The sequence below is a fragment of the Arthrospira sp. PCC 8006 genome (genome assembly GCF_046480465.1).
Lineage (GTDB): Bacteria > Cyanobacteriota > Cyanobacteriia > Cyanobacteriales > Microcoleaceae > Limnospira > Limnospira platensis.
In genome coordinates this window covers 1-23,816 of sequence record NZ_PKGG01000068.1, presented here as the reverse complement: position 1 = coordinate 23,816, position 23,816 = coordinate 1, and the positions used below count along the sequence as shown (strand labels likewise).

22 protein-coding genes and 1 pseudogene are annotated in these 23,816 nt (G+C 44.7%); 6 read left to right on the top strand and 17 right to left on the bottom strand.

The window, feature by feature from the left end:
* On the bottom strand, positions 1-162 hold a 162-nt coding region (locus B9T16_RS12350), incomplete at its 3' end, for a protein phosphatase 2C domain-containing protein (protein WP_410244894.1).
* Positions 163-181: 19 nt separating this feature from the next.
* Positions 182-844 carry a vWA domain-containing protein gene (locus B9T16_RS12345; protein ID WP_410244890.1) on the bottom strand — a complete coding sequence of 221 codons (663 nt, stop codon included), beginning with the start codon at positions 842-844 and terminating at the stop codon, positions 182-184.
* A gap of 424 nt (positions 845-1,268) precedes the next feature.
* On the opposite strand from B9T16_RS12345, the gene B9T16_RS12340 reads away from it, so the two are divergent.
* Positions 1,269-2,234, top strand: coding sequence for a hypothetical protein (locus B9T16_RS12340; protein WP_410244893.1), 966 nt, complete (start codon positions 1,269-1,271; stop codon positions 2,232-2,234).
* A 110-nt stretch (positions 2,235-2,344) separates the two neighbouring features.
* Here the strand turns inward: B9T16_RS12340 and B9T16_RS12335 are convergent, their stop codons facing one another.
* The 10 genes from B9T16_RS12335 to hoxE all read right to left on the bottom strand — a co-directional run bounded on the left by B9T16_RS12335 (position 2,345) and on the right by hoxE (position 11,650).
* Positions 2,345-2,824 (bottom strand): hydrogenase maturation protease, encoded by a 480-nt coding sequence (locus B9T16_RS12335; RefSeq protein ID WP_410244889.1) that lies wholly within the window; start codon positions 2,822-2,824, stop codon positions 2,345-2,347.
* 74 nt (positions 2,825-2,898) lie between these two features.
* Positions 2,899-4,065, bottom strand: coding sequence for a SpoIIE family protein phosphatase (locus tag B9T16_RS12330; protein WP_006619165.1), 1,167 nt, complete (start codon positions 4,063-4,065; stop codon positions 2,899-2,901).
* A 39-nt stretch (positions 4,066-4,104) separates the two neighbouring features.
* Positions 4,105-4,608, bottom strand: coding sequence for a PAS domain-containing protein (locus tag B9T16_RS12325; protein ID WP_006619166.1), 504 nt, complete (start codon positions 4,606-4,608; stop codon positions 4,105-4,107).
* Positions 4,608-4,886, bottom strand: coding sequence for a (2Fe-2S) ferredoxin domain-containing protein (locus B9T16_RS12320; RefSeq protein WP_006619167.1), 279 nt, complete (start codon positions 4,884-4,886; stop codon positions 4,608-4,610). Before B9T16_RS12320 ends, B9T16_RS12325 begins: the two co-directional genes overlap by 1 nt.
* Before the next feature lie 84 nt (positions 4,887-4,970).
* Entirely contained in the window at positions 4,971-6,401 is a 1,431-nt protein-coding gene (locus B9T16_RS12315) for a Ni/Fe hydrogenase subunit alpha (RefSeq protein ID WP_006619168.1), read from the bottom strand.
* Between the two features lie 98 nt (positions 6,402-6,499).
* Positions 6,500-7,048, bottom strand: coding sequence for an oxidoreductase (locus B9T16_RS12310; protein ID WP_006619169.1), 549 nt, complete (start codon positions 7,046-7,048; stop codon positions 6,500-6,502).
* The gene (gene hoxU / locus B9T16_RS12305) at positions 7,036-7,752 is read right to left on the bottom strand and encodes a bidirectional hydrogenase complex protein HoxU (RefSeq protein WP_006619170.1); all 717 of its coding nucleotides are present in this window, start codon (positions 7,750-7,752) and stop codon (positions 7,036-7,038) included. The genes B9T16_RS12310 and hoxU overlap by 13 nt, the downstream gene beginning before the upstream one ends.
* 75 nt (positions 7,753-7,827) lie before the next feature.
* Positions 7,828-9,477 carry a hydroxylamine reductase gene (gene hcp / locus B9T16_RS12300; protein ID WP_006619171.1) on the bottom strand — a complete coding sequence of 550 codons (1,650 nt, stop codon included), beginning with the start codon at positions 9,475-9,477 and terminating at the stop codon, positions 7,828-7,830.
* Between the two features lie 58 nt (positions 9,478-9,535).
* Positions 9,536-11,149, bottom strand: coding sequence for an NADH-ubiquinone oxidoreductase-F iron-sulfur binding region domain-containing protein (locus tag B9T16_RS12295; protein WP_410244888.1), 1,614 nt, complete (start codon positions 11,147-11,149; stop codon positions 9,536-9,538).
* 48 nt (positions 11,150-11,197) lie between these two features.
* Positions 11,198-11,650, bottom strand: a complete 453-nt coding sequence (gene hoxE, locus B9T16_RS12290) for a bidirectional hydrogenase complex protein HoxE (protein ID WP_410244892.1) — start codon at positions 11,648-11,650, stop codon at positions 11,198-11,200.
* A gap of 446 nt (positions 11,651-12,096) precedes the next feature.
* Here hoxE and B9T16_RS12285 point away from each other — a divergent pair, with 446 nt between their 5' ends.
* The 3 genes from B9T16_RS12285 (at position 12,097) to B9T16_RS12275 (ending at position 17,477) form a co-directional block, all read left to right on the top strand.
* Positions 12,097-12,363 (top strand): HypC/HybG/HupF family hydrogenase formation chaperone, encoded by a 267-nt coding sequence (locus B9T16_RS12285; protein ID WP_410244887.1) that lies wholly within the window; start codon positions 12,097-12,099, stop codon positions 12,361-12,363.
* Between the two features lie 386 nt (positions 12,364-12,749).
* The gene (gene nifJ / locus B9T16_RS12280; protein WP_410244886.1) at positions 12,750-16,331 is read left to right on the top strand and encodes a pyruvate:ferredoxin (flavodoxin) oxidoreductase; all 3,582 of its coding nucleotides are present in this window, start codon (positions 12,750-12,752) and stop codon (positions 16,329-16,331) included.
* Positions 16,332-16,466: 135 nt separating this feature from the next.
* The gene (locus B9T16_RS12275; protein WP_410244885.1) at positions 16,467-17,477 is read left to right on the top strand and encodes a dihydroorotate dehydrogenase-like protein; all 1,011 of its coding nucleotides are present in this window, start codon (positions 16,467-16,469) and stop codon (positions 17,475-17,477) included.
* A 44-nt stretch (positions 17,478-17,521) separates the two neighbouring features.
* Here B9T16_RS12275 and B9T16_RS12270 read toward each other — a convergent pair whose 3' ends face one another.
* The 3 genes from B9T16_RS12270 to B9T16_RS12260 form a co-directional block, all read right to left on the bottom strand.
* The gene (locus tag B9T16_RS12270) at positions 17,522-18,946 is read right to left on the bottom strand and encodes an AAA-like domain-containing protein (protein ID WP_410244884.1); all 1,425 of its coding nucleotides are present in this window, start codon (positions 18,944-18,946) and stop codon (positions 17,522-17,524) included.
* 104 nt (positions 18,947-19,050) lie between these two features.
* Positions 19,051-20,727: an ABC1 kinase family protein gene (locus B9T16_RS12265; RefSeq protein WP_410244883.1), complete on the bottom strand. Its 1,677-nt coding sequence runs from the start codon at positions 20,725-20,727 to the stop codon at positions 19,051-19,053.
* A 155-nt stretch (positions 20,728-20,882) separates the two neighbouring features.
* Positions 20,883-22,025, bottom strand: a complete 1,143-nt coding sequence (locus B9T16_RS12260; protein ID WP_410244882.1) for a DegT/DnrJ/EryC1/StrS family aminotransferase — start codon at positions 22,023-22,025, stop codon at positions 20,883-20,885.
* Positions 22,026-22,081: 56 nt separating this feature from the next.
* On the opposite strand from B9T16_RS12260, the gene B9T16_RS12255 reads away from it, so the two are divergent.
* The gene (locus tag B9T16_RS12255) at positions 22,082-22,210 is read left to right on the top strand and encodes an ABC transporter permease (RefSeq protein WP_148261875.1); all 129 of its coding nucleotides are present in this window, start codon (positions 22,082-22,084) and stop codon (positions 22,208-22,210) included.
* A gap of 16 nt (positions 22,211-22,226) precedes the next feature.
* A complete protein-coding gene (locus B9T16_RS12250) occupies positions 22,227-22,466 on the top strand; it encodes an ABC transporter permease (protein WP_006619180.1) in 240 nt (79 codons plus the stop codon).
* Positions 22,467-22,620: 154 nt separating this feature from the next.
* Here B9T16_RS12250 and B9T16_RS12245 read toward each other — a convergent pair.
* Positions 22,621-23,513: pseudogene (locus tag B9T16_RS12245) on the bottom strand (IS630 family transposase).
* 148 nt (positions 23,514-23,661) lie between these two features.
* A partial coding sequence (locus B9T16_RS12240; protein WP_410244891.1) for an HNH endonuclease occupies positions 23,662-23,816 on the bottom strand: 155 nt, incomplete at its 5' end.

Below are 23,816 nucleotides of genomic sequence, written 5' to 3'. Positions count from 1 at the left end.
ACCCAAATCAGAATGGGCAGCACTCCCCATTCCATCAGAAACAGCGCCAATAGTTACCTGATTATTTGAGATTATTTGATGACCGCAAAAATCCTGGCACGGAATACCTGTTTTGATATGTCCTGAGCCTATTTCACTACACCCAATTGCTTGCCACTGCATGATAAAATCCTATTGATAATTAAGTGCCAACTACCCATTCGCTTGCGTCTGGCAAAGCCACTTGAGCGCCACTACCTTGACTCCGAGATACTGATCCCATTGACTTAGACAACCAGGTAAATAGCTGATTAAATGCTAATCCTTGTAGCTGTTGAGGAGGTATAGAACCGGGGGGAACAATTTGCGACAGAGTATTCATGTCTGCACCCTGAACAGCAATGGCAAAAAAAACCACCTTTTTATTAGCATAAAATTGATGAAGCATTTGAGCGGCATTTTGCCAACTATCAGTAGGTGCGCCATCTGTAATCATTAACAACCAAGGTCGATAATAATCAATACCATTAGCTCTAAGAAGCTGCTTGTGAGATTCGATCAGATTGAGCGCTGTTCCAATACCTTCGCCCATTGCCGTTGTACCTGTGGTTGACAGGTGAGGAGGATTAAATTGATCAAAGTCAACAAAATCTTGAACGACATTTACATAACTATCAAAGGTGACAATTGCCACTTGTACACGCCGAGCAGCTAGGCTGTCTTGGCTTAGTTCTTGCTGAAAAGTGACTAATCCCTGATTTAATTGATCAATGGGTTGACCGCTCATTGAACCTGATGTGTCCAGAAGCAAAACAACTGGACAACGAGGATCGGGGTTTTCGGCATATCCGGGCTGAAAATTCATGTAATTCTCCTTAATTATTCAGATTAATTAACTTGATTTCCCCAGCTTGTATCTATTCTGAATCGCCACATGGTTGGTTTTGAGGATATATTGAATTTCATAGTTATTATAAGCCAACTATACGAATATGTGAAAGCCGGAAAAAGACGGAAAAAAAACGGAAAAAGACGGGAGTTTGATTAAGAAATGTAAAAATTTATGGTGGTTGCCTCTAATAGTAGAAAATGGGATGTTTCAGAAGCGGAATTGAGAGGCAATGGAGTGTCAGCAGTGGAGCGATTAAACTGGGTAAGGCTTGGATAGTCTACCGTTGGTGGTTTCAAAGGCAGTGCCGACAGGTCAAAATAGAGAGCGATCGCACCTTCTCAAATCCTATCAAAATGCTATACTATCCCCCATAATCTGCGATGAGAAACTATTTACCATGATTCAAGACTTTGGGATTATCATTGCTTGTTGTTTTAAGGACTACCACTTTGCGGCAGGATGTTGTGCTAGTATTCGCTACTTTGGCGGGGATGTTCCTATCTGTTTAATCGTTGATGGTGATTTTAATACAACCAGCTTAGAAAAAACTTACGGTGTTAAGATTATTAATCAAAAGACGGTCAAACATCCGTTTCTAAAGGAAAATAGTTTTGGTTGGGGCTTGACTAAAATGATTGCCTTTTGGGAAAGTCCTTGGCAGAATTTTCTGTTTTTAGATGCGGATACAATAATCTGGGGGGATGTGCTAGATTTTGGGGATCTTGAACATTATGACATGATTATTGATCATAATTTGGAGGATTGGAAGGCTGAAGATATTTCGCGTTTATTCTTTGACTTGGAGGGAATTAAAAAGCACTTCCCTGATTTTAATTATCAAGATCGACCCTATTTTGTCACTGGGGTATTTGGGGGCAAGAGGGGGATTTTTAGCTTGGCTGAATATGCCGAACTGTTGGAGTTTAAGAATCGATACCCTGATGTTTTTAAATATGGCGAACAAGGACTATTAAATTTCATGATTTTTCGAGCATTAGATGAGGGAAAAATTCATCTGAAAACTGCACCAATGCAGGTTTTGATGTGGAACTATTCCCAAGAAGAAATGCGTCAACGTTTCCCCCTTGAGGACGGGAAAATTGGGAATCGCGACTGGCATAAAGAGGCTTGTGTGATTCATTGGGCGGGAATCAAACCATTCCTTGTTAATGATGTTTATTCAGACCCGATGACTTTTATGCAGCAGAAGTTTTATGAAGACTCTCAATGCCTAATTTATGGCAATGTTAAGATTAATTTGCTGCTCGAAGATTTGTGGCGCTATCGACCCACCCGAAAATTTATTAAAAAACTGTTTGGGTATTTGCTCAAATCCCCCAGTAGTCTATTTTCTAACACCTAAACTGTGGGTAAAAATCGAGGCTGACAGGTGAAATTGTCTGATGATAAATTTGGTATTTGCCAGTTCATTAACCAGATTTAAAGACAATTTATAATTTGTATATTCAGGGTTTAATTACTGTCCTCATTTTGTCGGGTATTGCTATAAGTGTCGATTAGGATTTTAATTTGCGTTAAAGCCTCATTAACTCCCTGTTCTCCCGTGGGAGAAAGACGATCGCCTAAATCAAAGTTCTCGCCGGGGACTGCTACTAGCCAGGCTTGGGGTGTGTATTCATACAGAGTTTTGGCTAAGGAAAGCAGCGATCGCGGATTGATAGAATGACCAAAGTTAACCACTGTTTCTGAGTCATCAGGTGTCAGGGGTGAGACTTCCACCACTTCCCCAGTAATACTAGCATCTACGAAAATCCCATAGTTAAAATGGGTTAATTCTTCCGCTATTTCCGGGGTTAATTGGTGAACTGAAAGCGATCGCACATTAGGTTTTTTCCACTCTTCCACCAGCCTGGCTACCTCCTGTCCAATGCCATCATCACCCCTTAACTGATTACCATAGCCAATAATTAAAAAAGACTTGACATTTTCCATCGTATATGTTAGTAGTACAGTTAGCCGTAATTATCTGTTAAAAGTACCCAATTTTGATACCGTACTCCGGGAATTTAACAATATTCTACGGTCACTTCTTTCTGCTTTTGTTTGAGTAAGTTTACCAAATCTTCAATTAAACTGCGTCGAATCGAGATATTTTTAGGAAGCAGAGGATTTTGGTAAAACTCATTAATCTGTTGACCAACCAAAAGGAAAATAGAATCAGCCTCTAAAATTTCTCGCGCCAGAAGTACCGCACCATTTTGGTCAGAAGGAAGCCGGGTAATATCACAATTACACTGGCGGAGAACTGCTGTAGCTTTAGAAATCGTCAAAATTCCCTCAGTGACCAAATCAATTTCGCTTAATTTACCGATAGGGGGTAAATCTTTTCGCATGGTGGAAATATCCATTTCCACAGTTTCCCCCATATAATTCGCCACCAGGTTTCCTGTTGTACCCCCACAGATAACTTTACGACCTTTAAAAGTTAATAAACGTTCCGCATATAACTCATCCTTGTTAATATCTAAAGGGGGTCCTGTAAAAATCATGACCGGGTTACGTTTGCGGACATAAATACCAACAAAGGTAGCATCATCTCCGATTTTATCTCGATAAAGCGATCGCGTTTCCGCCATCACCTGTTCAATAATGCTACGGGAGTTAGTCGCCTGAGTCATAAACACTTTTTCCATGTATTTAGCGATATTGTCCCACCCCCACCCAAAATTCATGGTATCCCCTAAACCCGCATAAAGAACCCCATCACTAATAGCGCCTAGAAAGTCTCCCCTTTGTAGCTGTCCTTCCGAGGAAATGATTTTTTTACCGAGGATTTTTTCAGTCTTAGTATCTAGTGTAATTACCCGTCCTTTGTTAAAATAAAATATAGGGGGGTTATCAAAATTAATCACCTTAAAATGACTGCTTTGGTGGTCAATTTGAATAATGGTAAATGTAGCGTAAGCAATTTTGCGAACTTGACAAATTGGCAGGGTTCCGATCACAGTTTTGATGACTTCCTCCAGGGGAACATCAGCATTTAACATAGTGATTAAAATTTCGGCAGTCAGGGTAGCTAGGATATTAGCTTTTACCCCACTTCCCAAACCATCAGAGAGGACGATGGTGCTTTTAGTTTCAGTTTTGGTAAACTTAACCTGGTCGCCACAGAGTTCTTCGCCTTTTTTATTAAGGTGGCGATCGCAAATATCAAAAAAGTTATCTTGACCCATAAGCCGACTCAACTACTTGGTTTGGTAAACAAAAATATGCTATTGGTTAATCATCTGGATAATTTTGAGAAGACTAACCTTAGTTTCGGCGGTAGTTTCTCCGAGTAGTCCAGCGATTTCTTGGGCAACTTTCATTTGATTGTCAACCACTTCGTTAACTTTTTTAACGGTTTGTTCCCGGATATCATTGATTTCTTTTTTCCGCTGCATTTCCGAGGTAATATCCGTCATAATGCAGGCGATGATATTTTCATCTTTAATCGGAAAAATCACCTCTTTTAAATACAGATGATGATTCTCATATTCCACCTCTATCCCCTGCATCATTTGGTTTTTTTCCCAAACTTTTTTGAAGCGGTCTACATTCCCCAACAAATTAAAAGCGGGAGTGCCAATAATCTCGGCAGCCTCGACCTTAAAAAAGTTACAAAATGCCGGATTAACAACTTTAATATTCATGGAGACATCCACGGCAATTAAACCGTTAGGGTCATATTCCCAAAGCAGTCGCCATAAATGGGGATTCTCATGATTTTCTAGCATTATGAATTCAAGGGTAAATTACTATTCTGAATCATCGGCAAAATTTCACCGATAAATTTATCTTCGATATTTTTCGGGCTGATATTAATAAAGTGTTGGTCTTGGTATTTCATGACAATACCGGAACTACAGGTTTCCAAGCAAAACGAACCTTTAAGTTCAATGCGGCTTTCTAGTTTATATTCCGCGATTAATTCCTGAAGTTTTGGCAACACTTCATAAACGCCCATTTGGTGACAAGCAGACCCCATACACAGGTATAAGTTTTGTTTTGCCATATCAATTATTACCCAAGTTAAACAATAAATATCCCGCTGGTTTGGGAGGCAACCAGCAGCGGTTGCCTCTGTGTTTAATCGGACTTAATTACGATAAACCTCATCAACAATTGTGCCATCAGGTTTAAGTAACTCAATATGTAGTGGCATTTGACCAACAGCATGAGTTGAACAACTTAAACAAGGGTCAAAACAGCGAATACCAGCTTCAACTCGGTTTAACAAACCTTCGGGGATTTCATTACCATGGATATAATGCTTGGCAATTTGGGTAACAGTTTTATTCATTGCCAAGTTATTTTGTCCGGTAGCAATAATCAAATTCACCTTTTCAATTAAGCCATTTTCATTGACTTTATAATGGTGAAATAGAGTGCCGCGAGGGGCTTCACTAACTCCCACCCCTTCCAAGTTGTTAATTCCGGCATCAGCACGGACGCGGGAGGATGTAATATCAGGGTCTTCTACCAAAGCCTCGATCGCCTCAATACAAGCCATAATTTCCACTAAACGGGCGTAATGGTAGAAGAAGGAAGAAGTAGCAACCCGACTACCAGCGCGATCGCGAAATTCCCGCAATTCCCGATCAGCATCGGGTGTTCCAATTTGATCACAGACATTCAGCCGCGCCAAAGGTCCAACCCGATAAATACCATCAGGATATCCCAGAGGTTTATAATAGGGGAATTTGAGATAAGACCAATTTTCCACAGCCTCACCCAAATAGTCTTGGTAATTATCCTCACTCAAACCATCAGCGACAATATTACCATCACTATCAATAAAGCGCAGATGTCCGCCATAGTGTTCCCAATTACCATTAGGAGCCACTAAACCCATAAATAGAGAGGGGAATTTACCAAATATATCGACCTCAGAAGCCAAGTCACTATCGAGGAGACGCTTTAATAAATTTAAAGCTAATTCGGTAGTTTGGCGGGCTTCTGGTAGGCGGTCTTTTATCCATTCCAAACCTTCCTGAGAAAGAGGCGATCGCACCCCTCCCGGAACCGCCCAAGCCGCGTGAATTTTCCGCGCCCCCAATAGTTCAATTACCGTCTGACCAAACTGGCGTAGACGAATACCCGCCCTAGCCAAATCTGGATCAGCCGCAATTAATCCAAATACATTTCTTTTGGCGGGGTCACTATCCCAACCCAACAGAAAATCAGGGCTACTGAGGTGGAAAAAACTTAAAGCATGGGACTGAGTTAACTGGGCTAAATTCATCATCCGCCGCAATTTTTCCCCGGCTGGTGGCACTTGTACCGCCAGAATTTTATCCCCCGTTTTAGCCGCTGCTAAGAGGTGACTAACCGGACAAATCCCGCAAATACGGGCAGTAATTCCGGCCATTTCAAACATCGGTCGTCCTTCGCAGAACTTTTCAAAACCCCGAAATTCTACTACATGAAATCGGGCATCTTCCACCTCTCCCGCATCATCCAAATATATGGATATTTTGGCATGACCCTCAATGCGGGTCACTGGATCAATAACAACTGTCTTAGCCATAGTATCAAATCACCTCTCCAGGGAATCAACAATCAATAATTAACCAGATAATTGCGGGCTAACCATTAATTTTATAGTCAGTCAACAACAGGGTAGCCTTAGCCAAATTTAATCATTTCCCGCCCTTCCATTTTCGGCATTTTCCCTTCCACCAAAGGCGCGAGGGTAGCCTTAATGCGATCGGCACTAGGGGGACATCCCGGCATAAAAATATCAACATCTACGACTTCATGCACTGGACTAACACGCTCAAGCAATTCGGGAACAATACCGGGTTCTCTGGGAAGTTGTGGGGTAAAATCCCCTAGTTCCAAATAGCAGCGTTTGAGTACATGATCGGTGCTACCCAACATATTCCGCATGGCGGGAACATTCGCAGTGACAGCACAATCTCCAAAAGAAATCAAGAGTTTGGTGCGCGATCGCACTTGTTTAATTAGTTCCAGGTTATCTTCGTTAGCGATACCACCTTCGACCAAACAAACATCAACATTTTCGGGATATTCTTTCAGGTCACAACCCACCGGGGAGTAAACAACCTCGACTTTTTCCGATAGTTCAATCAGCCATTCATCCAGGTCTAAAAAAGACATATGACAACCCGAACATCCAGCTAACCAAACCGTAGCAAATCTTATCTTTTCCATTCGTGTTTCTCCCGTGCATTAACTAAGAATTCTAATTTAGCGCGATCGCGAGTCATTTCAGCCACCGTCGCACCTTTACGGAAAATGGAACCCGTCGGACAAGCATCAACACATTTACCGCAGGAAGTACAGGCATCCACAGCCCCCCAAGGTTGATTAAGTCCGGTAATCATTTTAGCAGCAGGGCCGCGAAAAGCCACATCCCAAACATGAGCGCCTTCGATTTCATCACATACTCTTTGACAGCGAGTACAGAGAATACAGCGGTTATGATCAATACCAAATTGAGGGTGAGAAATATCAACTTCTCGCTGTGGGAAACGGTAGGTAAAGCGGCTATGATCCATACCTACTTCAACGGCGACATCTTGCAATTCGCAGTTTTCATTAGCCACACAAACAGCACAAACATGGTTGCCTTCTGCAAATAGCATTTCCACAACCATCTTGCGATATTCTTTAATCTGGGGGCTATTAGTGCAAACTTCCATCCCTTCCGCAACCGTAGTTACACAGGAGGGCAAAAGTTTATTAATTCCGGCAATTTCCACCAGACATAAACGACAAGCGCCCACATCAGAAAGACCATCTACATGGCAGAGGGTTGGTATTCTCACCCCCGCCTCTTTGGCGGCTTCTAAAACGCTCGATCCTTCTTCGATCGCCACATCAATGCCATCAATTTTTAAGGTGACAACGGACATAGTTTCTCCTTTAATTAAGGGAACATCTTACCGGGAGTCGGGAATATTGTATATTCGCGATTTTCCCAGTTATTTCTAGTTTAAACAGGCGGCTAAATCAGCTTCGGGAGTGGTAATAGCCTGTAGGTTGTATTTTGCCGATAGGATAGCGAAGACATTAGGGGAAATGAAAGCCGGTAAAGTCGGACCCAAACGGATATCTTTGATACCCAAATATAATAGTGTCAGCAGAACCGCCACAGCCTTCTGTTCATACCAAGACAAAATCATAGATAGAGGAAGTTCATTAACTCCGATATCAAAGGCTTGGGCGAGTCCTAGGGCGATCTGAATAGCCGAATAGGCATCATTGCACTGTCCCACATCCATCAGCCGAGGAATGTTACCAATTTCCCCCATTTCCTTATCAAAAAAGCGGAATTTTCCACAGGCGAGGGTTAACACCACACAATCTGAGGGAACCTGATCGACAAATTCGGTATAATAATTGCGATCGGGTTTAGCCCCATCACAACCTCCGACTAGGAAGAAATGGCGAATTTTGCCTTGTTTAACCGCCTCAATCACCTGGTCGCTAACATTTAATACCGCATTACGGGCGAAGCCAGTTTTTACCTGACGGGGTGGTTCATCTTCTGCAAACCCAGCTAAAGCCAGGGCTTTGTGAATGGCGGGGCTAAAATCTGGGGTAAGATTTGCCCTATCTTCGAGATAGTTGATGTCAGGATATCCCACCGGACCGAGGGTAAATAATTTATCCTCATAGTGTTCGTGGGGAGGCATCAAACAGTTAGTGGTGATGACGATCGCACCGGGAAACTTAGCGAAATCCTTGGTTTGATTTTGCCAAGCTGTGCCATAGTGACCGTAAAGGTGGGGATATTTTTGTTTAAGGACTGGGTAGCCATGGGCGGGTAGTAACTCGCCGTGGGTGTAAACATTAATACCAGTATTGGCTGTTTGTTGAAGGATGGCTTCGAGTTGTTTAATGTCGTGACCAGAGACCAAAATGGCTTTCCCGGCCTTTGCATTCAGGGGAACAACGGTAGGGATAGGATGACCATAATGGTTAGTGTGTCCCGCGTCGAGAAGTTCCATAGCCAACAGGTTTATTTCCCCGACTTTCATGGCTAGATTAACCCAATCTTCTAAAGTGAGACTAGGTTCTTCCAAGGCGGCGAGGGCTTGGTGACAGAAACTATAAATGCGATCGTCTTCCTGACCAAGTTCTTGGGCGTGGAAACTGTAGGAAGCCAAGCCCTTCAAACCGTAGAGGACGGTAAGTTTGAGGGAGAAGATATCGATGTCTTGACTAGAGTCGGCAATAAAGTTACGGGAAACTTCCTCCCCCTGGGCTACTAAACTATCAGTCCAGTCTGGTTGATAGGTAGCAGCTACAGACCAACTGATGGGGCGATCGCTCATCTGTTCAATGTCGGTTTTGAGTTTTTCCCGTTGGGCGATCGCCTCACGGATATAGCCGTAAAAGCGTTTACGGTTAAAGTTAACATTCGTCATCGTGGCGAACATCGACTCACAGCAAAACACATCCACAGCATGGGTATCAATGCCCAATTCCTTAGCCTTCAAAGCCACAGGCGCAATACCACGCAGACAGTAAATCAATAGGTCTTGAACCGCATTTACATCCGGTCCTTTACCACAAGCGCCCCACTGGTGGCAACCTTGACCGCTGGCAGTTTGTTCGCATTGTTCACAAAACATCAATCCCTTCTCCTAATTGAGCTTCCTAGTTTCCTGTTTAGCTTCCCGATGTGAAATATCAGTGAACCGCCACCTTAGCGTTAGTAGTTTGAAGCAACTCCAAATACTCACTCTCGAAATACTGCAACGTACTGGTAACCGGGTTAGGGGCTGTCATTCCCAAGCCACATAAACTGGTAGCCCTTACCATGTCGCACAACTGTTTAAGTTTTTCCAAATCAGTAGGGGTAGCCTGTTTATTGAGTAACTTCGTAAGCAACTGGTACATTTGCACAGTACCCACACGGCAGGGGATACACTTACCACAGGTTTCACCCCGGCAAAATTCCATATAGAATTGAGCCACCTGCACCATGCTAGTGTTTTCATCCATCACCACCATGCCCCCAGATCCCATCATAGATCCCAATTTAGTCAGAGATTCATAATCTACTGGAGTATCGAGAAACTGAGCCGGGATACAACCGCCAGATGGTCCCCCTGTTTGCACAGCTTTAACTTGCAGACCGCCCGGAATACCGCCGCCCATCTCTTCCACAATTTCGCGTAGGGTAATACCCATAGGCACTTCAATCAGGCCGTTATTGCGGATTTTACCCGTCAGAGAGAAGATTTTAGTACCCTTGCTTTTTTCAGTACCAATTTGATTGTACCAGTCCGCCCCGTTGCGGATAATCGGGGCTATATTACCCAAGGTTTCCACGTTATTAATCAAGGTTGGGCAGTCCCACAACCCAGAAACGGCGGGATAGGGTGGACGAGGACGGGGGTTGCCGCGACCGCCACCAATAGAAGCAATCAGCGCCGTTTCTTCGCCACAAACAAAAGCACCCGCACCAACCCGAATATCAATATTAAAGTTTATGGAGGAACCAAAGATGCGGCTACCTAACATACTCTGACGTTTAGCCTGTTGAATGGCTTTCTGTAGCCTAGTGATCGCTAGGGGATATTCCGCCCGAACGTAGATATAGCCTTGGGTTGCACCTACAGCATATCCAGCGATCGCCATTCCTTCCAGGATACGGTGAGGGTCACTTTCTAAGACACTACGATCCATAAACGCCCCCGGGTCGCCCTCGTCAGCGTTACAGATCACATATTTTTGTCCTGGGGGCATTTTAGCCACAGTCGCCCACTTTAACCCCGTGGGATAGCCAGCCCCTCCCCGTCCCCGTAATCCAGATTTAGTAATTTCTGCCACTACCTCTTCTGGAGTCAGGTCATAAATTGCATGATGTAAGGCTCTGTAGCCTCCCACGGCAATATATTCCCCGATTTTCTCCGGGTCAATTTTGCCGCTAAATTCCCGAACGATTTTTAATTGGCGACTAAAGAAGGGATGATTGGGATCACCTTGAACTGGTTTCGCTTCCCCGCCTTTCAGCGCTTCGATAATAGATGGGGCATCTTCGGGGGTGACTTTTTCATAATGAATGCCGTTAGGTTCGACTTCCACCATGGGGCCGCGTCCGCAAAACCCCATACAGCCTACACCGACTATTTGCACGTCCGCCTCAAGTCCTGACTCTTTCAGCGCATCTTCCATCGCCTTTTTGACTTCTAGGGACTCAGAGGCTTGACAACCAGTAGATGTGCAGCAGTGGATACGGATACTTTTTTGGTTATTGCGTTCCTTTTCGGCTAGTTCGACTAATTCAGTCAATTCCATAATATTTTAGTTCTCCTCTCTCAATGGAGTTGGGGTTATAAGTGGCATTTAGGCTTCGGCTGAACCCTGCCACTTTTGCAGTCGTGCTACCGCCATTTCTGGGGTTTGCTGACCTGCAACTTTCCCATCAAAGACAGCCGCCGGAGCAATACCACAGGCTCCGATACAGCGGGCGGTGACAATAGATATCTGGCCGTCTGGCGTGGTTTCCCCTGACTTGATTCCGGTTTTTTCTTCTAAGGCTGCTAGGACTTCTCCACTGCCTTTAACATAGCAGGCTGTCCCTAAACAGACCACGCAGGTATGAGCGCCACTGGGTTTTAGGGAAAATAGATGATAGAAGGTGGCGACTCCGTAAACTTGGCTCAGGGGGAGTTGGAGTTGTCGCGCAACGTATATTAATACGTCTTCTTCTAAGTAGCCAAATGCTTCCTGGGCTTTGTGCAGCACTTCGATTAGGGCATCCTGACTATATTGGCTGCGTTTCATGGTTATATCCAGTACCTTGAAACGTTTATCGCCACTGGGATGGTTTGACGCTGCTTTGCTTTTGGTAGATTTTGGGGCGGTTTCTGTGGGAGATGGCATAGTAGTTTTACCGTAATTTCTACACAGTTTCAACCCTATTAAATATGATCAATATTGATCCCCACAGGGTTGATGTTCTATTTTGATGACAATTCATGCTAATTTTGGGGACATTTTTGGGACAAATCCCCAAAACAACTGTAGGGTTGTTTATCTCCAAATATTTCGTTAGTTGAACATTACAACATTCTGTTCTAAATGTTAAGTATAACGGCAAACCCCGGAAAAAAGTATTAAGATAATTAAAAGAATTTCTGCCTCTGCTGGTGGGTCTGCTAACAGTGATTATGCTTAGTTTGGCTGTCATCAAACTACCACAGAGCCTAGAGATAGCCTCCGGGTTGCTATTGGCAACCTAAATGAGAATTATTGTCATTCAAGGGATGAAATATATGTGTCTAGCAGTTCCGGGAAAACTCGTGAGTATATCGGGAGATGATCCTTTATTAAAAAAAGGTCGCGTCAGCTTTGGCGGGGTAATTAAAGAGGTGAGTCTGGCTTATGTTCCTGAAGCCCAAGTGGGTGATTATGTTTTGGTTCATGTTGGTTTTGCTCTGAGTCGGGTAGAACCAGAGGACGCTTTACAAACCTTAGCAGATTTACAACAGATGATGAAATTGGGTTAAAATTTGTTAAGACCTGATTTATATTTACAGCTTCCTATAGGATAATAAATAGGGTAAGGTAGGAGGCAGTCAAGTTCCAAAAACCCTTAACAAAGATTTAAAGATTGTGATCTGACTCAGGGGAAAGGAACCTTTGAATCAGACAACCGGCGCAGAGGTATTGTTGTCAAAATCTAGGTAAATTATCGACCCAATTTTTTTTTGTTGAATGACACAATTTAGGGCGATCGCTTGGTAAAGAGAACTGTCAAGGACAGGGCCAAGGTAAATAATGCGATCGCCTCAGATCAGCTCGTCAATGGTTGTCCGATCACAGCCATCAACGCGGTTAATTCCGCAGGTTTTAAAACTGGGTTAAATCCCAAGTAAATGAGAGGATTTCAAGTATGAATACCAGACAGTATGCCACCCTAGACGGGAACGAAGCCGTAGCCCGTGTGGCTTTTCGTCTCAATGAAGTTATTGCCATTTATCCCATCACTCCATCATCACCCATGGGAGAATGGGCGGATGCTTGGACATCAGAAGGACAACCCAACATTTGGGGAACTGTTCCCGCAGTAGTAGAAATGCAAAGTGAAGGAGGCGCAGCGGGGGCTGTTCATGGTTCACTACAGGGGGGGTCATTAACCACGACATTTACAGCATCCCAGGGATTATTATTAATGATTCCGAACCTGTACAAAATCGCCGGGGAACTAACCTGTGCGGTTCTCCATGTGGCCGCCAGGTCGATCGCCGCCCAAGCCTTGTCTATTTTCGGCGATCACAGTGACGTAATGGCAGTGCGGGCTACTGGTTGCGGATTATTATGTTCAGCCTCAGTCCAGGAAGCCCATGATTTAGCCCTAGTCGCCCAAACAAGTACCCTAAAATCAAGGGTTCCATTTATCCACTTCTTTGATGGGTTCCGCACCTCCCACGAAGTGCAGAAAATCGAACTCCTCGAAGAAAGCGACCTGCGGGCGATGATAGATGATGAGGACGTTTATGCACACCGCGCCCGGGGACTAACACCCGATCGCCCTGCTTTACGAGGAACCGCCCAAAACCCCGATGTTTACTTCCAAGCGCGGGAAAGCGTCAACCCCTTCTATAACGCCTGTCCAGAAATGGTGCAAAAAGCCATGGACAAATTCGGGGAGTTGACGGGACGGCACTATAAACTATTTGAATATCATGGCGCACCGGATGCCGATCGCATCATTATATTAATGGGTTCGGGCTGTGAAACCGTCCACGAAACCGTAGATTATCTGACCGCGCAGGGAGAAAAAGTCGGAGTCCTGAAAGTCCGTCTGTATCGACCCTGGGATGCTAACGCCTTTATTGGCGCTGTACCAAAAACCGCCAAAGCGATCGCCGTTTTAGACCGCACCAAAGAACCCGGTTCTAGTGGCGAACCCCTATATTTAGATGTCGTCACCGCCATTAGCGAAAGCTGGGAAGGACCCGCCCCCAAAATTGTCGGCGGTCGTTATGGGTTATCCTCCAAAGAATTTAACCCGGCTATGGTAAAAGCCGTTTTTGATAACCTGCAACTCGACAAACCCAAAAATCACTTTACCATCGGTATTAACGATGACCTCACCCACACCTCCCTACCCTTTGACCCGGAATTTTCCACCGAACCCGATAACGTCATCCGCGCCATGTTCTATGGTCTAGGGTCTGATGGTACTGTAGGGGCTAACAAAAACTCCATTAAAATTATCGGAGACGAAACCAGCAACTACGCCCAGGGTTACTTCGTCTACGACTCCAAAAAATCCGGCGCTGTCACGGTATCTCACCTGCGCTTCGGTCCTAACTTAATCCGTTCCCCCTATTTAATCGAAAAATCCAACTTTATCGGCTGTCACCAGTGGAACTTCCTAGAAAAACTCAATGTAGTTGATGCCGCCACCAATGGGGCGACCTTCCTGCTGAATAGCCCCTACGGACCTGATGAAGTCTGGAATTACCTACCCATTGAAATTCAAGAACAAATTGTCCGCAAAAACCTCAAACTCTATGTCATCGATGCTAATAAAGTAGCCCGTGACAGTGGAATGGGTAGCCGTATCAATACGGTGATGCAGGTCTGTTTCTTCGCTTTGGCGGGAGTTCTACCCAAAGATGAGGCGATCGCCAAAATTAAAAAAGCGATCGAAAAAACATACGGTAAAAAAGGTTCAGCCATTGTCCGCATGAACCTCCAAGCCGTAGACAATACCCTCGACAACCTCTTTGAAGTCAATACCGGCGAAGCCAATAGCCAAGTACGCATAGCGTCGCCAGTCCCTGCTAACGCCCCTGATTTTGTCCGGGAAGTCGAAGGGATGATGTTAGCGCGCAAAGGCGACCAACTCTCTGTCAGTCAACTACCCTGTGACGGAACCTATCCCACAGGTACATCAAAATGGGAGAAACGCAACGTCGCCCAAGAAGTACCCGTTTGGGACCCTGATGTGTGTGTGCAGTGTGGTAAATGTATCATGGTCTGCCCCCATGCCGTAATTCGTGGTAAAGCCTACGATGAAAGCGCCCTCAATGGTGCGCCGGAAACCTTCAAAACCACTGCTGTCCGCGATAAAGCCTTTGAAGGGCAAAAATTCACCATCCAAGTATCTCCAGAAGACTGTACCGGTTGCGGTGTCTGTGTCGATGTCTGTCCGGCGAAAAATAAATCCATGCCCTCCAAAAAGGCGATTAACATGGAGTATCAGCCACCCATACGAGCCACCGAACGGGATAACTGGGAATTTTTCCTCAACTTGCCTAACCCCGATCGCCGTAATTTGCGATCGGATATGATTAAACAACAACAATGGCAAGAACCCCTGTTTGAGTTCTCTGGCGCTTGTGCGGGTTGTGGCGAAACTCCCTATATCAAGTTAGCAACCCAACTATTTGGCGATCGTATGGTTGTCGCTAACGCCACCGGCTGTTCTTCTATCTATGGCGGTAACTTACCAACTACACCCTGGGCGCAAAATGCCGAAGGTCGCGGCCCTAGTTGGTCTAATAGCCTATTTGAAGATAACGCCGAATTTGGTCTAGGCTTCCGTCTGTCCATTGATAAACATACCGCCTTCGCCTGTGAATTGTTGCAGAAATTAGGCGGCATTGTCGGCGATGAACTGGTAGCCAAAATTATCAATAACCCCCAAAAATCCGAGGCTGATATTTGGGAACAACGGGAACTCGTCGCCCAGGTTAAGCAAAAATTGCAAGGGTCTGATGATACCAACGCCAAACAGTTACTCAGTCTGGCTGATTACCTCGTCAAAAAATCTGTCTGGATACTCGGTGGCGATGGTTGGGCCTATGATATCGGCTATGGCGGTTTAGATCATGTCATTGCTAGTGGTCGCAACGTCAATATCCTGGTCATGGATACTGAGGTCTACTCTAATACTGGTGGTCAGTCTTCTAAAGCTACTCCTCGCGGCGCGGTCGCTAAATTTGCCGCTGGTGGTAAGCCGTCACCTAAGAAAGACTTGGGTTTGATTGCTATGACCTACGGTAACGTTTATGTCGCTTCTGTGGCTATGGGGGCGCGCGATGAACACACCCTTAAAGTCTTCCTGGAAGCCGAAGCCTATGACGGCCCCTCTTTGATTATTGCCTACAGTCACTGTATCGCCCACGGTATTAATATGACCACGGCTATGAGTCACCAAAAAGCAATTGTCGAAAGTGGTCGTTGGTTGCTTTATCGTTATCATCCTGACCTGAAAGCGGAAGGTAAAAATCCCCTACTTTTGGATTCGCGATCGCCTAAAAAATCCATCGAACAATCCATGTACGCCGAAAACCGCTTTAAAATGCTCACCAAAACTAAGCCCGTTGATGCCAAACGCTTGCTGAAAGAAGCCCAGAAAGACGTTGACACCCGTTGGCAAATGTATGAGTATCTGGCGGCGCGTCCCTTGAATGACGAAGGCAATAAACCCAATACAGACACCTCTGGTGACAAAGAGTGAAGCTCCTAAACCGATGGTAGACAGAAACTCCTAGTCCGGTTCCTAATGTGGGGGCGTGCCTATTTTTCGCCCCTACAAACCGGACTCCTAGAACTTTTCGCTGTTCCTATCCACTTTTCATAAGGAATCTATATTATGGATTTGAGTACGACCTATTTGGGATTGAATTTGAGGACTCCTATTGTCCCTTCCGCCGCCGCCGTTTTATCAGAAAATGTCGATAATATTCGGCGTATGGAAGATGCGGGCGCATCAGCGGTGATTTTACACTCCCTATTTGAAGAACAGTTACTGCGAGAAAAATTTGAACTTAATCACCATTTGGAATATGGAACCAATAGCTTTGCTGAGGCTTTAACCTATTTTCCTGAACCCGAAGAATATCACGTCGGACCGGAACTTTATCTTGAGCATATTCGCTTGGCTAAGGAATTGGTTGATATTCCCATTATTGCCAGTTTAAATGGTTTCTCCTCCGGTGGTTGGGTGGAATATTCCAAACTCATGCAGGAAGCGGGTGCAGATGCGATCGAGTTGAATATTTATTATGTCCCCACCGACTTTGATATGAGTGGGGCTGAGGTCGAGGAAAACTATATCACTACTCTCCGGGAAGTTAAAGCAGAGGTCACTATTCCTGTGGCTATGAAACTTAGTCCCTTCTTTAGTAATATGGCAAATATGGCGAAACGTTTAGATGAAGCCGGAGTCGATGGACTCGCTTTATTTAACCGCTTCATACAGCCAGATATTAACCCAGAAGAACTAGAAATTGAGGTGAGTTCCGTTTTGAGTTCTCCCCACGATATGCGCCTACCTATGCGCTGGATTGCTATTCTTTATGGTCGGATTAATGCCGATTTAGCCTCGACTAGCGGTGTCGCACGCGGTCACGATGCTATTAAAATGTTGATGGCGGGGGCTAAGGTAACTCATGTTTGTTCCGCTTTATTGCGCCATGGTATCGGTTACATTCAAGTGATGGAAGATGAGATGAAACACTGGATGGAAGAACATGAGTATGAGTCTGTTAAACAGATGCAGGGTTCTATGTCTCAGCGCCATTGTGATGATGAGTCAGCCTATGAACGCGCCCAGTACATGAAAGCGATTACTTCCTACGTCCCAGAACATAGTTTATTCTAGTTCATTCTAGGATATGATTCTTGGATAATAATTTCACCATATCATCACCCCTCAGTTTTTGCTGGGGGGCGGTTTGATAACTGTTCTAAAAAATATAGCCGATATAAATCACAGCCAATTTTAGCTAGGTTATCCTCAAAGTTAATTAATCCTAGACTTTCTAATTTATAAGCAGTAATCGCCTCTAAAGGTACACCCTTATCGGATTTTAAGACTTTATTTAAAGCCAGATACAAAGACGAATCTTGTTGAATTGTTACTAATAAATCCCGCAAATGGGAACTATAAATTCCATCAGGTTGCCGGGCATTTTTGATTAAATTTTCCAGAGAAATCCCTGATTTACTAATAGTATAAAAAGCCAGTTGTACCAGATAAGGATGTCCACCCACCATAGAGATTAAGCCTTCTAGCCGTTTAAGTCCACTCTCCCCCGCCGCCCAACTTAACTCATATCTTAAAGCCAGAACTTGCACTTGTGGCGGTGTAAATTGGGGTAGTTTTAACACCAAACCCACATTAAAAGGGGATTGATGTAACTGTAAAGGTACATAAACTTCGGTGCTATGAACTACAATTAAGCGCAAATTTTCCCAGAGTTGATTATGTTTAGATAGTTCGTGCCACGATCGCAACATAGGCAAAAAATCACTAGCAATAACCGGATACTCAAACAGGCGGTTAACCTCATTCATAGCAATCACAATCGGGGTGTCTTTAGTGATGAATAGATATTCCTCAAAATACAGCCGACAGGAAACTTTAGTCCCTAAATCTATATCCCAATATTCATCTAGTTTCGGTGGTATCTTTAACTGCTTACTCGCATTAGCACAAAACCATCTGACCAGTTGTTCTAGGGAATTAAAAGTATCAGCGTCTACTTCCAAAAAATTCAGATAAACTGTACTATATCCCCAATCAACTGCTTGGGTTAACATCCTATTAAGTAGGGAACTTTTACCCATTTTCCGAGGTGCTTTAATCCTCACGACACAACCCGGTTGTTGCAGTTCATTATAGCCTATATCTTCAATGGGTGGACGTTCTATATAAAAGGGAGAGTTAATGGGAATTGGGCTCCCAGGGAGTTCGATATTACTGCCATCATTAGGATTGAATGAATTACCTGCAAAAGTTGCTAATTTCTGAACAGGGGGGGCAGTTAATGGTATCTGCTGGCGAGATTTAAGGACAAGTTTTAGATTTTTTTTGCTAACTTTTGTCCCCATAGCCTCGGAGAGTTCCTGCCATAATCGTCCACCAACTTCTTTAACATAATCATTAGCGTATGCAGATTTTTGGGAAATTTCACTGTAGGTCTTACCCATCCATGATTCAGATAAAATTAAACGCTCAATAGGGGAAAGCGATCGCCGCAGGAATTTTTCTTCTATCAGTTTTAAGGCTTCAGGGACATTCATGCCAAGGCAGAATAATTGAGCAAGGGTAATTTGATATATAATCACACTTTACATATCATAACCAATAAAAGACCCAAATACTTAGACTTAGGCCTTTTATGCAAGCATCCCTAACAAGGGAATTGTGATGATCTGATGAATAGCGATATTTATTGCATTCTCATAGCAGCCACTTGGGAGGTAGAAAACTCAGTTATTGCCCCCAATGCTACATCAAATAAGCGACTCGGTTTGAGGTCATCCTGAATTAAACCCCAAAGTCGTTGAACTTCAGCGGTATGTAGGCGATCGTCTTCTGTCAACGCCATCACAATTTGACGACGGAGAAAACTACCCTCCTCTGAAAACAGATATTGTAAACCTAGCTGTGCGGTGGGGAGAATATCAAAATTGCCGTCAGTTTGAGCGATCGTAATCATATTTTCCAGACGATGCCACTGGAAGCGGCCATCTTTAAATAACACCTCAATCAACCGTCGTCGCAAAGCCGGAGTTTCTCCCTTCAACAGGCGACGCGCCACATAGGGATAAGCTACCTCAACGATTTTAAAATCCGGGTCGAGACTGAGGGCAATTCCTTCCTGAGTTACTAGAGACCGAATAATCAGGGCAAATTTTGCCGGAACCCGGAAGGGGTAATCATACATCAATTCCGAGAAACTATCGGTAATAGTTTTAAAGTTAAAATCCTTAACACTCTCCCCAATAATATCCCCCATAACCGCCTCTAAAGCCGGAATAATGGGAGCCATATTAGTATTAGGTGCTAAAAATCCCAACCTGACAAAATCTTCCGCCAACTCCTTATAGTCTTTATTAATTAAATGAACTACGGAATCAACCAGAGTTTCCTTAGTTTCCTGGCTTAACTGATCCATCATGCCAAAATCAATAAATGCCATGCGACCATCAGGCATAGCAAACAGATTTCCGGGGTGGGGGTCAGCATGGAAAAAACCGAACTCTAGCAGTTGTCGCAAGCCACTTGTCACACCGACAAAAATCATTTTACTCAGATCCAAACCCGCCGCTTGGACACTTTTAATATCGGTCAACTTCAAGCCGTTAATCCATTCTAAGACTAACACCTGATGGCTGGTATATTTCCAATAGATTGAGGGAACTTTGACCGTTGGATCATCATCAAAATAGGTGGCAAACCTTTCAGCATTTCGACCCTCATTAATATAGTCGATTTCCTCAAATAATTTGCACCCAAATTCATCGACAATTAGGGTTAAATCATGACCCAAATTCAGCGGTAAAATGGGAGACAACCAACCCGCCGCCCAACGCATTAAATACAGATCCAGGGTGAGAGTTGGTAACAGGAATGGTCTTTGCACCTTAACGGCGACCTCTTCCCCTGTCAAAAGTTGTGCCTTATAGACCTGACCCAAACTGGCGGCGGCTACGGGTTCAGGGGAAATTTCTCGGAAAACACTATCTAAATCGCGATCGAGTTCTCTCTCGATGATCGCCATGGCGATCTTAGTATCAAAAGGGGGTAGCTGATCTTGAAGTTTGGTTAATTCTTCTAAAAAGTCCTTGCGAATGAGGTCAGGACGGGTTGATAATGCTTGACCTACTTTAATATAGGTGGGACCGAGGCGGGTGAGAATATTACGCAGTTGGGCGGCTCGTTTCGGGGTTTCGGTAACATTCCGATGTCGCCATTGATCCCACAGTAGACCAATAATGAACCCTGAAAAAAACCATATAACCGTGATCACGCGCCAGATGGCCTTCCACAGCCGACGGCGATAATATTGAGCAATGGCTTGAGGATCGTAAACTCGGCGATCGCTATTTTGGTAGGGGTTCACTCCTTTTATTTCCTCTTCATATTCCTAAGTTTGGTCAACTGATTGCCTAGTTACCTGCAACCAAGGGGGGGATACATAGATCCCCAGGGTGAATTGATGATTTTTTATCGTTATGTTAACTATAATATACAAAACGACATACAACACTCACCCGGTCAACCTATAGCCCCCAATTTTAGGCAATCTTTGACAGCATAGATTACCCGGTCTTGTTGTTCGGTGGAAAGTTCCGGGAACATCGGCAAAGACAAAACTTGGTGGCTGACCTGTTCTGCTACCGGAAAATCACCGCAGCCATAGCCTAAATCGCGATGAACCCCCTGTAGATGGAGGGGTATGGGGTAGTATACGTTAGTGCTAACTCCAAGGCTCTGGAGTTGTTCTCGCAGGCGATCGCGTCCTGACGAGTCCCTATTATTATTCACATATCTGATAGTGTACTGATTCCAAACGGTCTCGCCGCCTGCAGTTTCTGCTGGGACAATTAAACCGGGTATCCCCTCAAGTCCCTGAGTATATCGAGAAGCGATCGCCTTTCTCTGTTGATTCCAGCGCGCCAGATACTCTAATTTAATGCTTAAAATCACCCCTTGTAGGGCATCAAGACGACTATTAATCCCCAACAGTTCGGAATTATATCGCTCAGGCTGACCGTGATTTTTCAGCACCCGCAACACACCCGCCAGATCACGATTATTAGTTGCGATCGCCCCTCCATCTCCACAAGCCCCTAAATTCTTAGTCGGAAAAAAGCTAAAACAGCCCAGATATCCCATACTACCCACCTTAGCATCACCCCAACTGGCTCCGGTAGCTTGGGCGCAATCTTCAATCACCGCCAAATTATGAGACCGCGCTACCGCCATTAATGCGGTCATGTCCACAGGGCGACCAAACAAATGCACCGGAAGGATAGCACGGGTTTTGGCAGTAATCGCCGCCTCAATTTGACTAATATCTAAGTTGAACGTATCCGGGTCAATATCCACAAATACCGGGGTGGCTCCCACGGCACTAATCACCTCAGAGGTAGCAATAAAGGAAAAACAAGTGGTAATCACCTCATCGCCGGGGCCGATTTCTAAAGCCCGCAAAGCCAAAAATAGGGCATCAGTACCAGAGTTGCAACTGACCAACTCAGAAACGCCGATATACTCGGCAAACTTTTCCTCAAAACTGTCCACAGCGTAGCCACCAATGTAGCGACCACTAGCCAGCAAGTCCAGTACCTCCCGACTAAGGCGATCGCTGATCATTTGATACTGTTKGGTTAAATCAAGGGCAGGAATTAGGTTCACGCGCTTCTCACACCACACTATACTAAAATGAGTTTTTCCCAGGGTTTGCTGATAATTTGTTGATTTCCTTAGATTTTACAGACTTAGTGCTAATATTCGGACTTATGGCGATCGCCATTGGTCTATCAGTATCTGGGGGATTAGGCTTAGAATTCAAGCTAATCACTTCCGCCGGGCGCGCCTGAGCGCCAATTAGTCGTCTTGGGTTACGTCCTGGCTATTGTCTTTGACCCCACCACGACAGGCCAACCTCTCCTAGTCAGAGCCCTAATTCTGGCAATGATTACCCTAGTTGCCATTGTCTCCCGTAACCGCATCAGTCGCCAACTTCCACAACTTTTACTCTGGGTTTGGGTTTCCCTATTTATTAGCACTGCGGCGATCGATTGGGGGTCGAGAGAGATATTGCTACCTCCCCCTCCCCTTCAAAACCGTACGTGAGAGTTTCCCTTCATACGGCTCTAGTGGTGCTTCCACATCCCGATAATTGGCGACACGAAAAACTTCATGATGTGACGCACGCGCAGATTGCTCCATTGTTAAGGATACAGCTTTAGCGTTATCAAGCGCCGTTTTAGAGCACTAGTCAATACGGTTAGGACGCAGCCTTGAGAACAGAATCCATGGCATCATCGAGAGAATCAAACTGCTCACGTGCAATGGCGAATGCGGGCTTTCAACCACGACCAATATTTCTCTATCTTGTTGAGGTCTGGCGAATAAGGCCGAAGATAGAGTAAACGGCATTGAGCTGCCTCCACCAGTTCAGCCTGCCGCCCCCCTTTATGAAACGTTGCATTGTCAAATACTAGAGTTTGACCTGGCTTCAATGTTGGAATTAAGATAAACTCCAACCACAACTCAAACACTGTCCGATTACAACAACCCTCACCTCAAAGGTAAAGGGAGTTAAGAGTTGTTGATAACACCATGGGGCCATATAGCTCACCCTGCCCTGCCTCTTCCCGGATTTGAGGGCATCGAAGCGTTGTCCTTCCTCGCAGTAACCATAAGGATAATCCGAGTCTTGACTATTCATGCCAGCTTCATCGAGGTAAACCAACCCTTCCGGCTCCATATGTTCAATCTGAGCAATAAACTCCTCTCGCTGTTGCTCATCACCTTCTTGGTAGCCGTAAGTTGTTTTCTGGTGAAGCCAATTTTCTTCAAGGTTCTGGATATGGTGCCAGGAGAGATGTCGTCATCCCAAAGTTCAGCCATTTGAGCGGAGGTTTTGTCGCCATGCTCTTGGGCAAAAGCCTTGAATTTGTGCCAGTCGGTAATTTGGTGGTTATGACCAGGTGGGCGATTAGGTTTAGGGAGGAAGTCGCCGGTGTGTTATTTTCTTTGCAGCCAGAGATTAATGGTGTTCCGGCTGACATGGAAAACTTGACTGGCTTCTGTTTTGGGCATACCGTCTAGTTCAATTGCATTAATAACTTTTTGTCTAAGGTCGTAACTGTAGGGGGCTAGCCTTTTGGGTCTTATGTAGATATCCTTGCCATTATACGTCCTAACTATTCTGTCTTGCGCTATAAGAGTAGGGGTCGAGAGAGATGTCGCCATCTCCCCCTCCCATACAGAACCGTACTTGAGACTTTCACCTCATACGGCTCCTAATTTGACCGTCTCCTTGTTAAGAGTACAGCATCATCTCTTCATCAAGAGCTGTTTTATTGTCGTGACAATGGCGATGTAATAATTGAATATTCTTGTATTCATCCTTTCCGCCATGGCTTCTAGGTACAATGTGGTCTATTTCAATTAAATCTGATGGGGTAAAGTATTGCC

What these genes read in the sequence shown, in the direction of transcription:
- B9T16_RS12345 (WP_410244890.1), bottom strand. Translation starts at nt 844, where the DNA reads ATGAATTTTCAGCCCGGATATGCCGAAAACCCCGATCCTCGTTGTCCA.
- B9T16_RS12340 (WP_410244893.1), top strand. Translation starts at nt 1,269, where the DNA reads ATGATTCAAGACTTTGGGATTATCATTGCTTGTTGTTTTAAGGACTAC.
- B9T16_RS12335 (WP_410244889.1), bottom strand. Translation starts at nt 2,824, where the DNA reads ATGGAAAATGTCAAGTCTTTTTTAATTATTGGCTATGGTAATCAGTTA.
- B9T16_RS12330 (WP_006619165.1), bottom strand. Translation starts at nt 4,065, where the DNA reads ATGGGTCAAGATAACTTTTTTGATATTTGCGATCGCCACCTTAATAAA.
- B9T16_RS12325 (WP_006619166.1), bottom strand. Translation starts at nt 4,608, where the DNA reads ATGCTAGAAAATCATGAGAATCCCCATTTATGGCGACTGCTTTGGGAA.
- B9T16_RS12320 (WP_006619167.1), bottom strand. Translation starts at nt 4,886, where the DNA reads ATGGCAAAACAAAACTTATACCTGTGTATGGGGTCTGCTTGTCACCAA.
- B9T16_RS12315 (WP_006619168.1), bottom strand. Translation starts at nt 6,401, where the DNA reads ATGGCTAAGACAGTTGTTATTGATCCAGTGACCCGCATTGAGGGTCAT.
- B9T16_RS12310 (WP_006619169.1), bottom strand. Translation starts at nt 7,048, where the DNA reads ATGGAAAAGATAAGATTTGCTACGGTTTGGTTAGCTGGATGTTCGGGT.
- hoxU (WP_006619170.1), bottom strand. Translation starts at nt 7,752, where the DNA reads ATGTCCGTTGTCACCTTAAAAATTGATGGCATTGATGTGGCGATCGAA.
- hcp (WP_006619171.1), bottom strand. Translation starts at nt 9,477, where the DNA reads ATGTTTTGTGAACAATGCGAACAAACTGCCAGCGGTCAAGGTTGCCAC.
- B9T16_RS12295 (WP_410244888.1), bottom strand. Translation starts at nt 11,149, where the DNA reads ATGGAATTGACTGAATTAGTCGAACTAGCCGAAAAGGAACGCAATAAC.
- B9T16_RS12285 (WP_410244887.1), top strand. Translation starts at nt 12,097, where the DNA reads ATGAGAATTATTGTCATTCAAGGGATGAAATATATGTGTCTAGCAGTT.
- nifJ (WP_410244886.1), top strand. Translation starts at nt 12,750, where the DNA reads ATGAATACCAGACAGTATGCCACCCTAGACGGGAACGAAGCCGTAGCC.
- B9T16_RS12275 (WP_410244885.1), top strand. Translation starts at nt 16,467, where the DNA reads ATGGATTTGAGTACGACCTATTTGGGATTGAATTTGAGGACTCCTATT.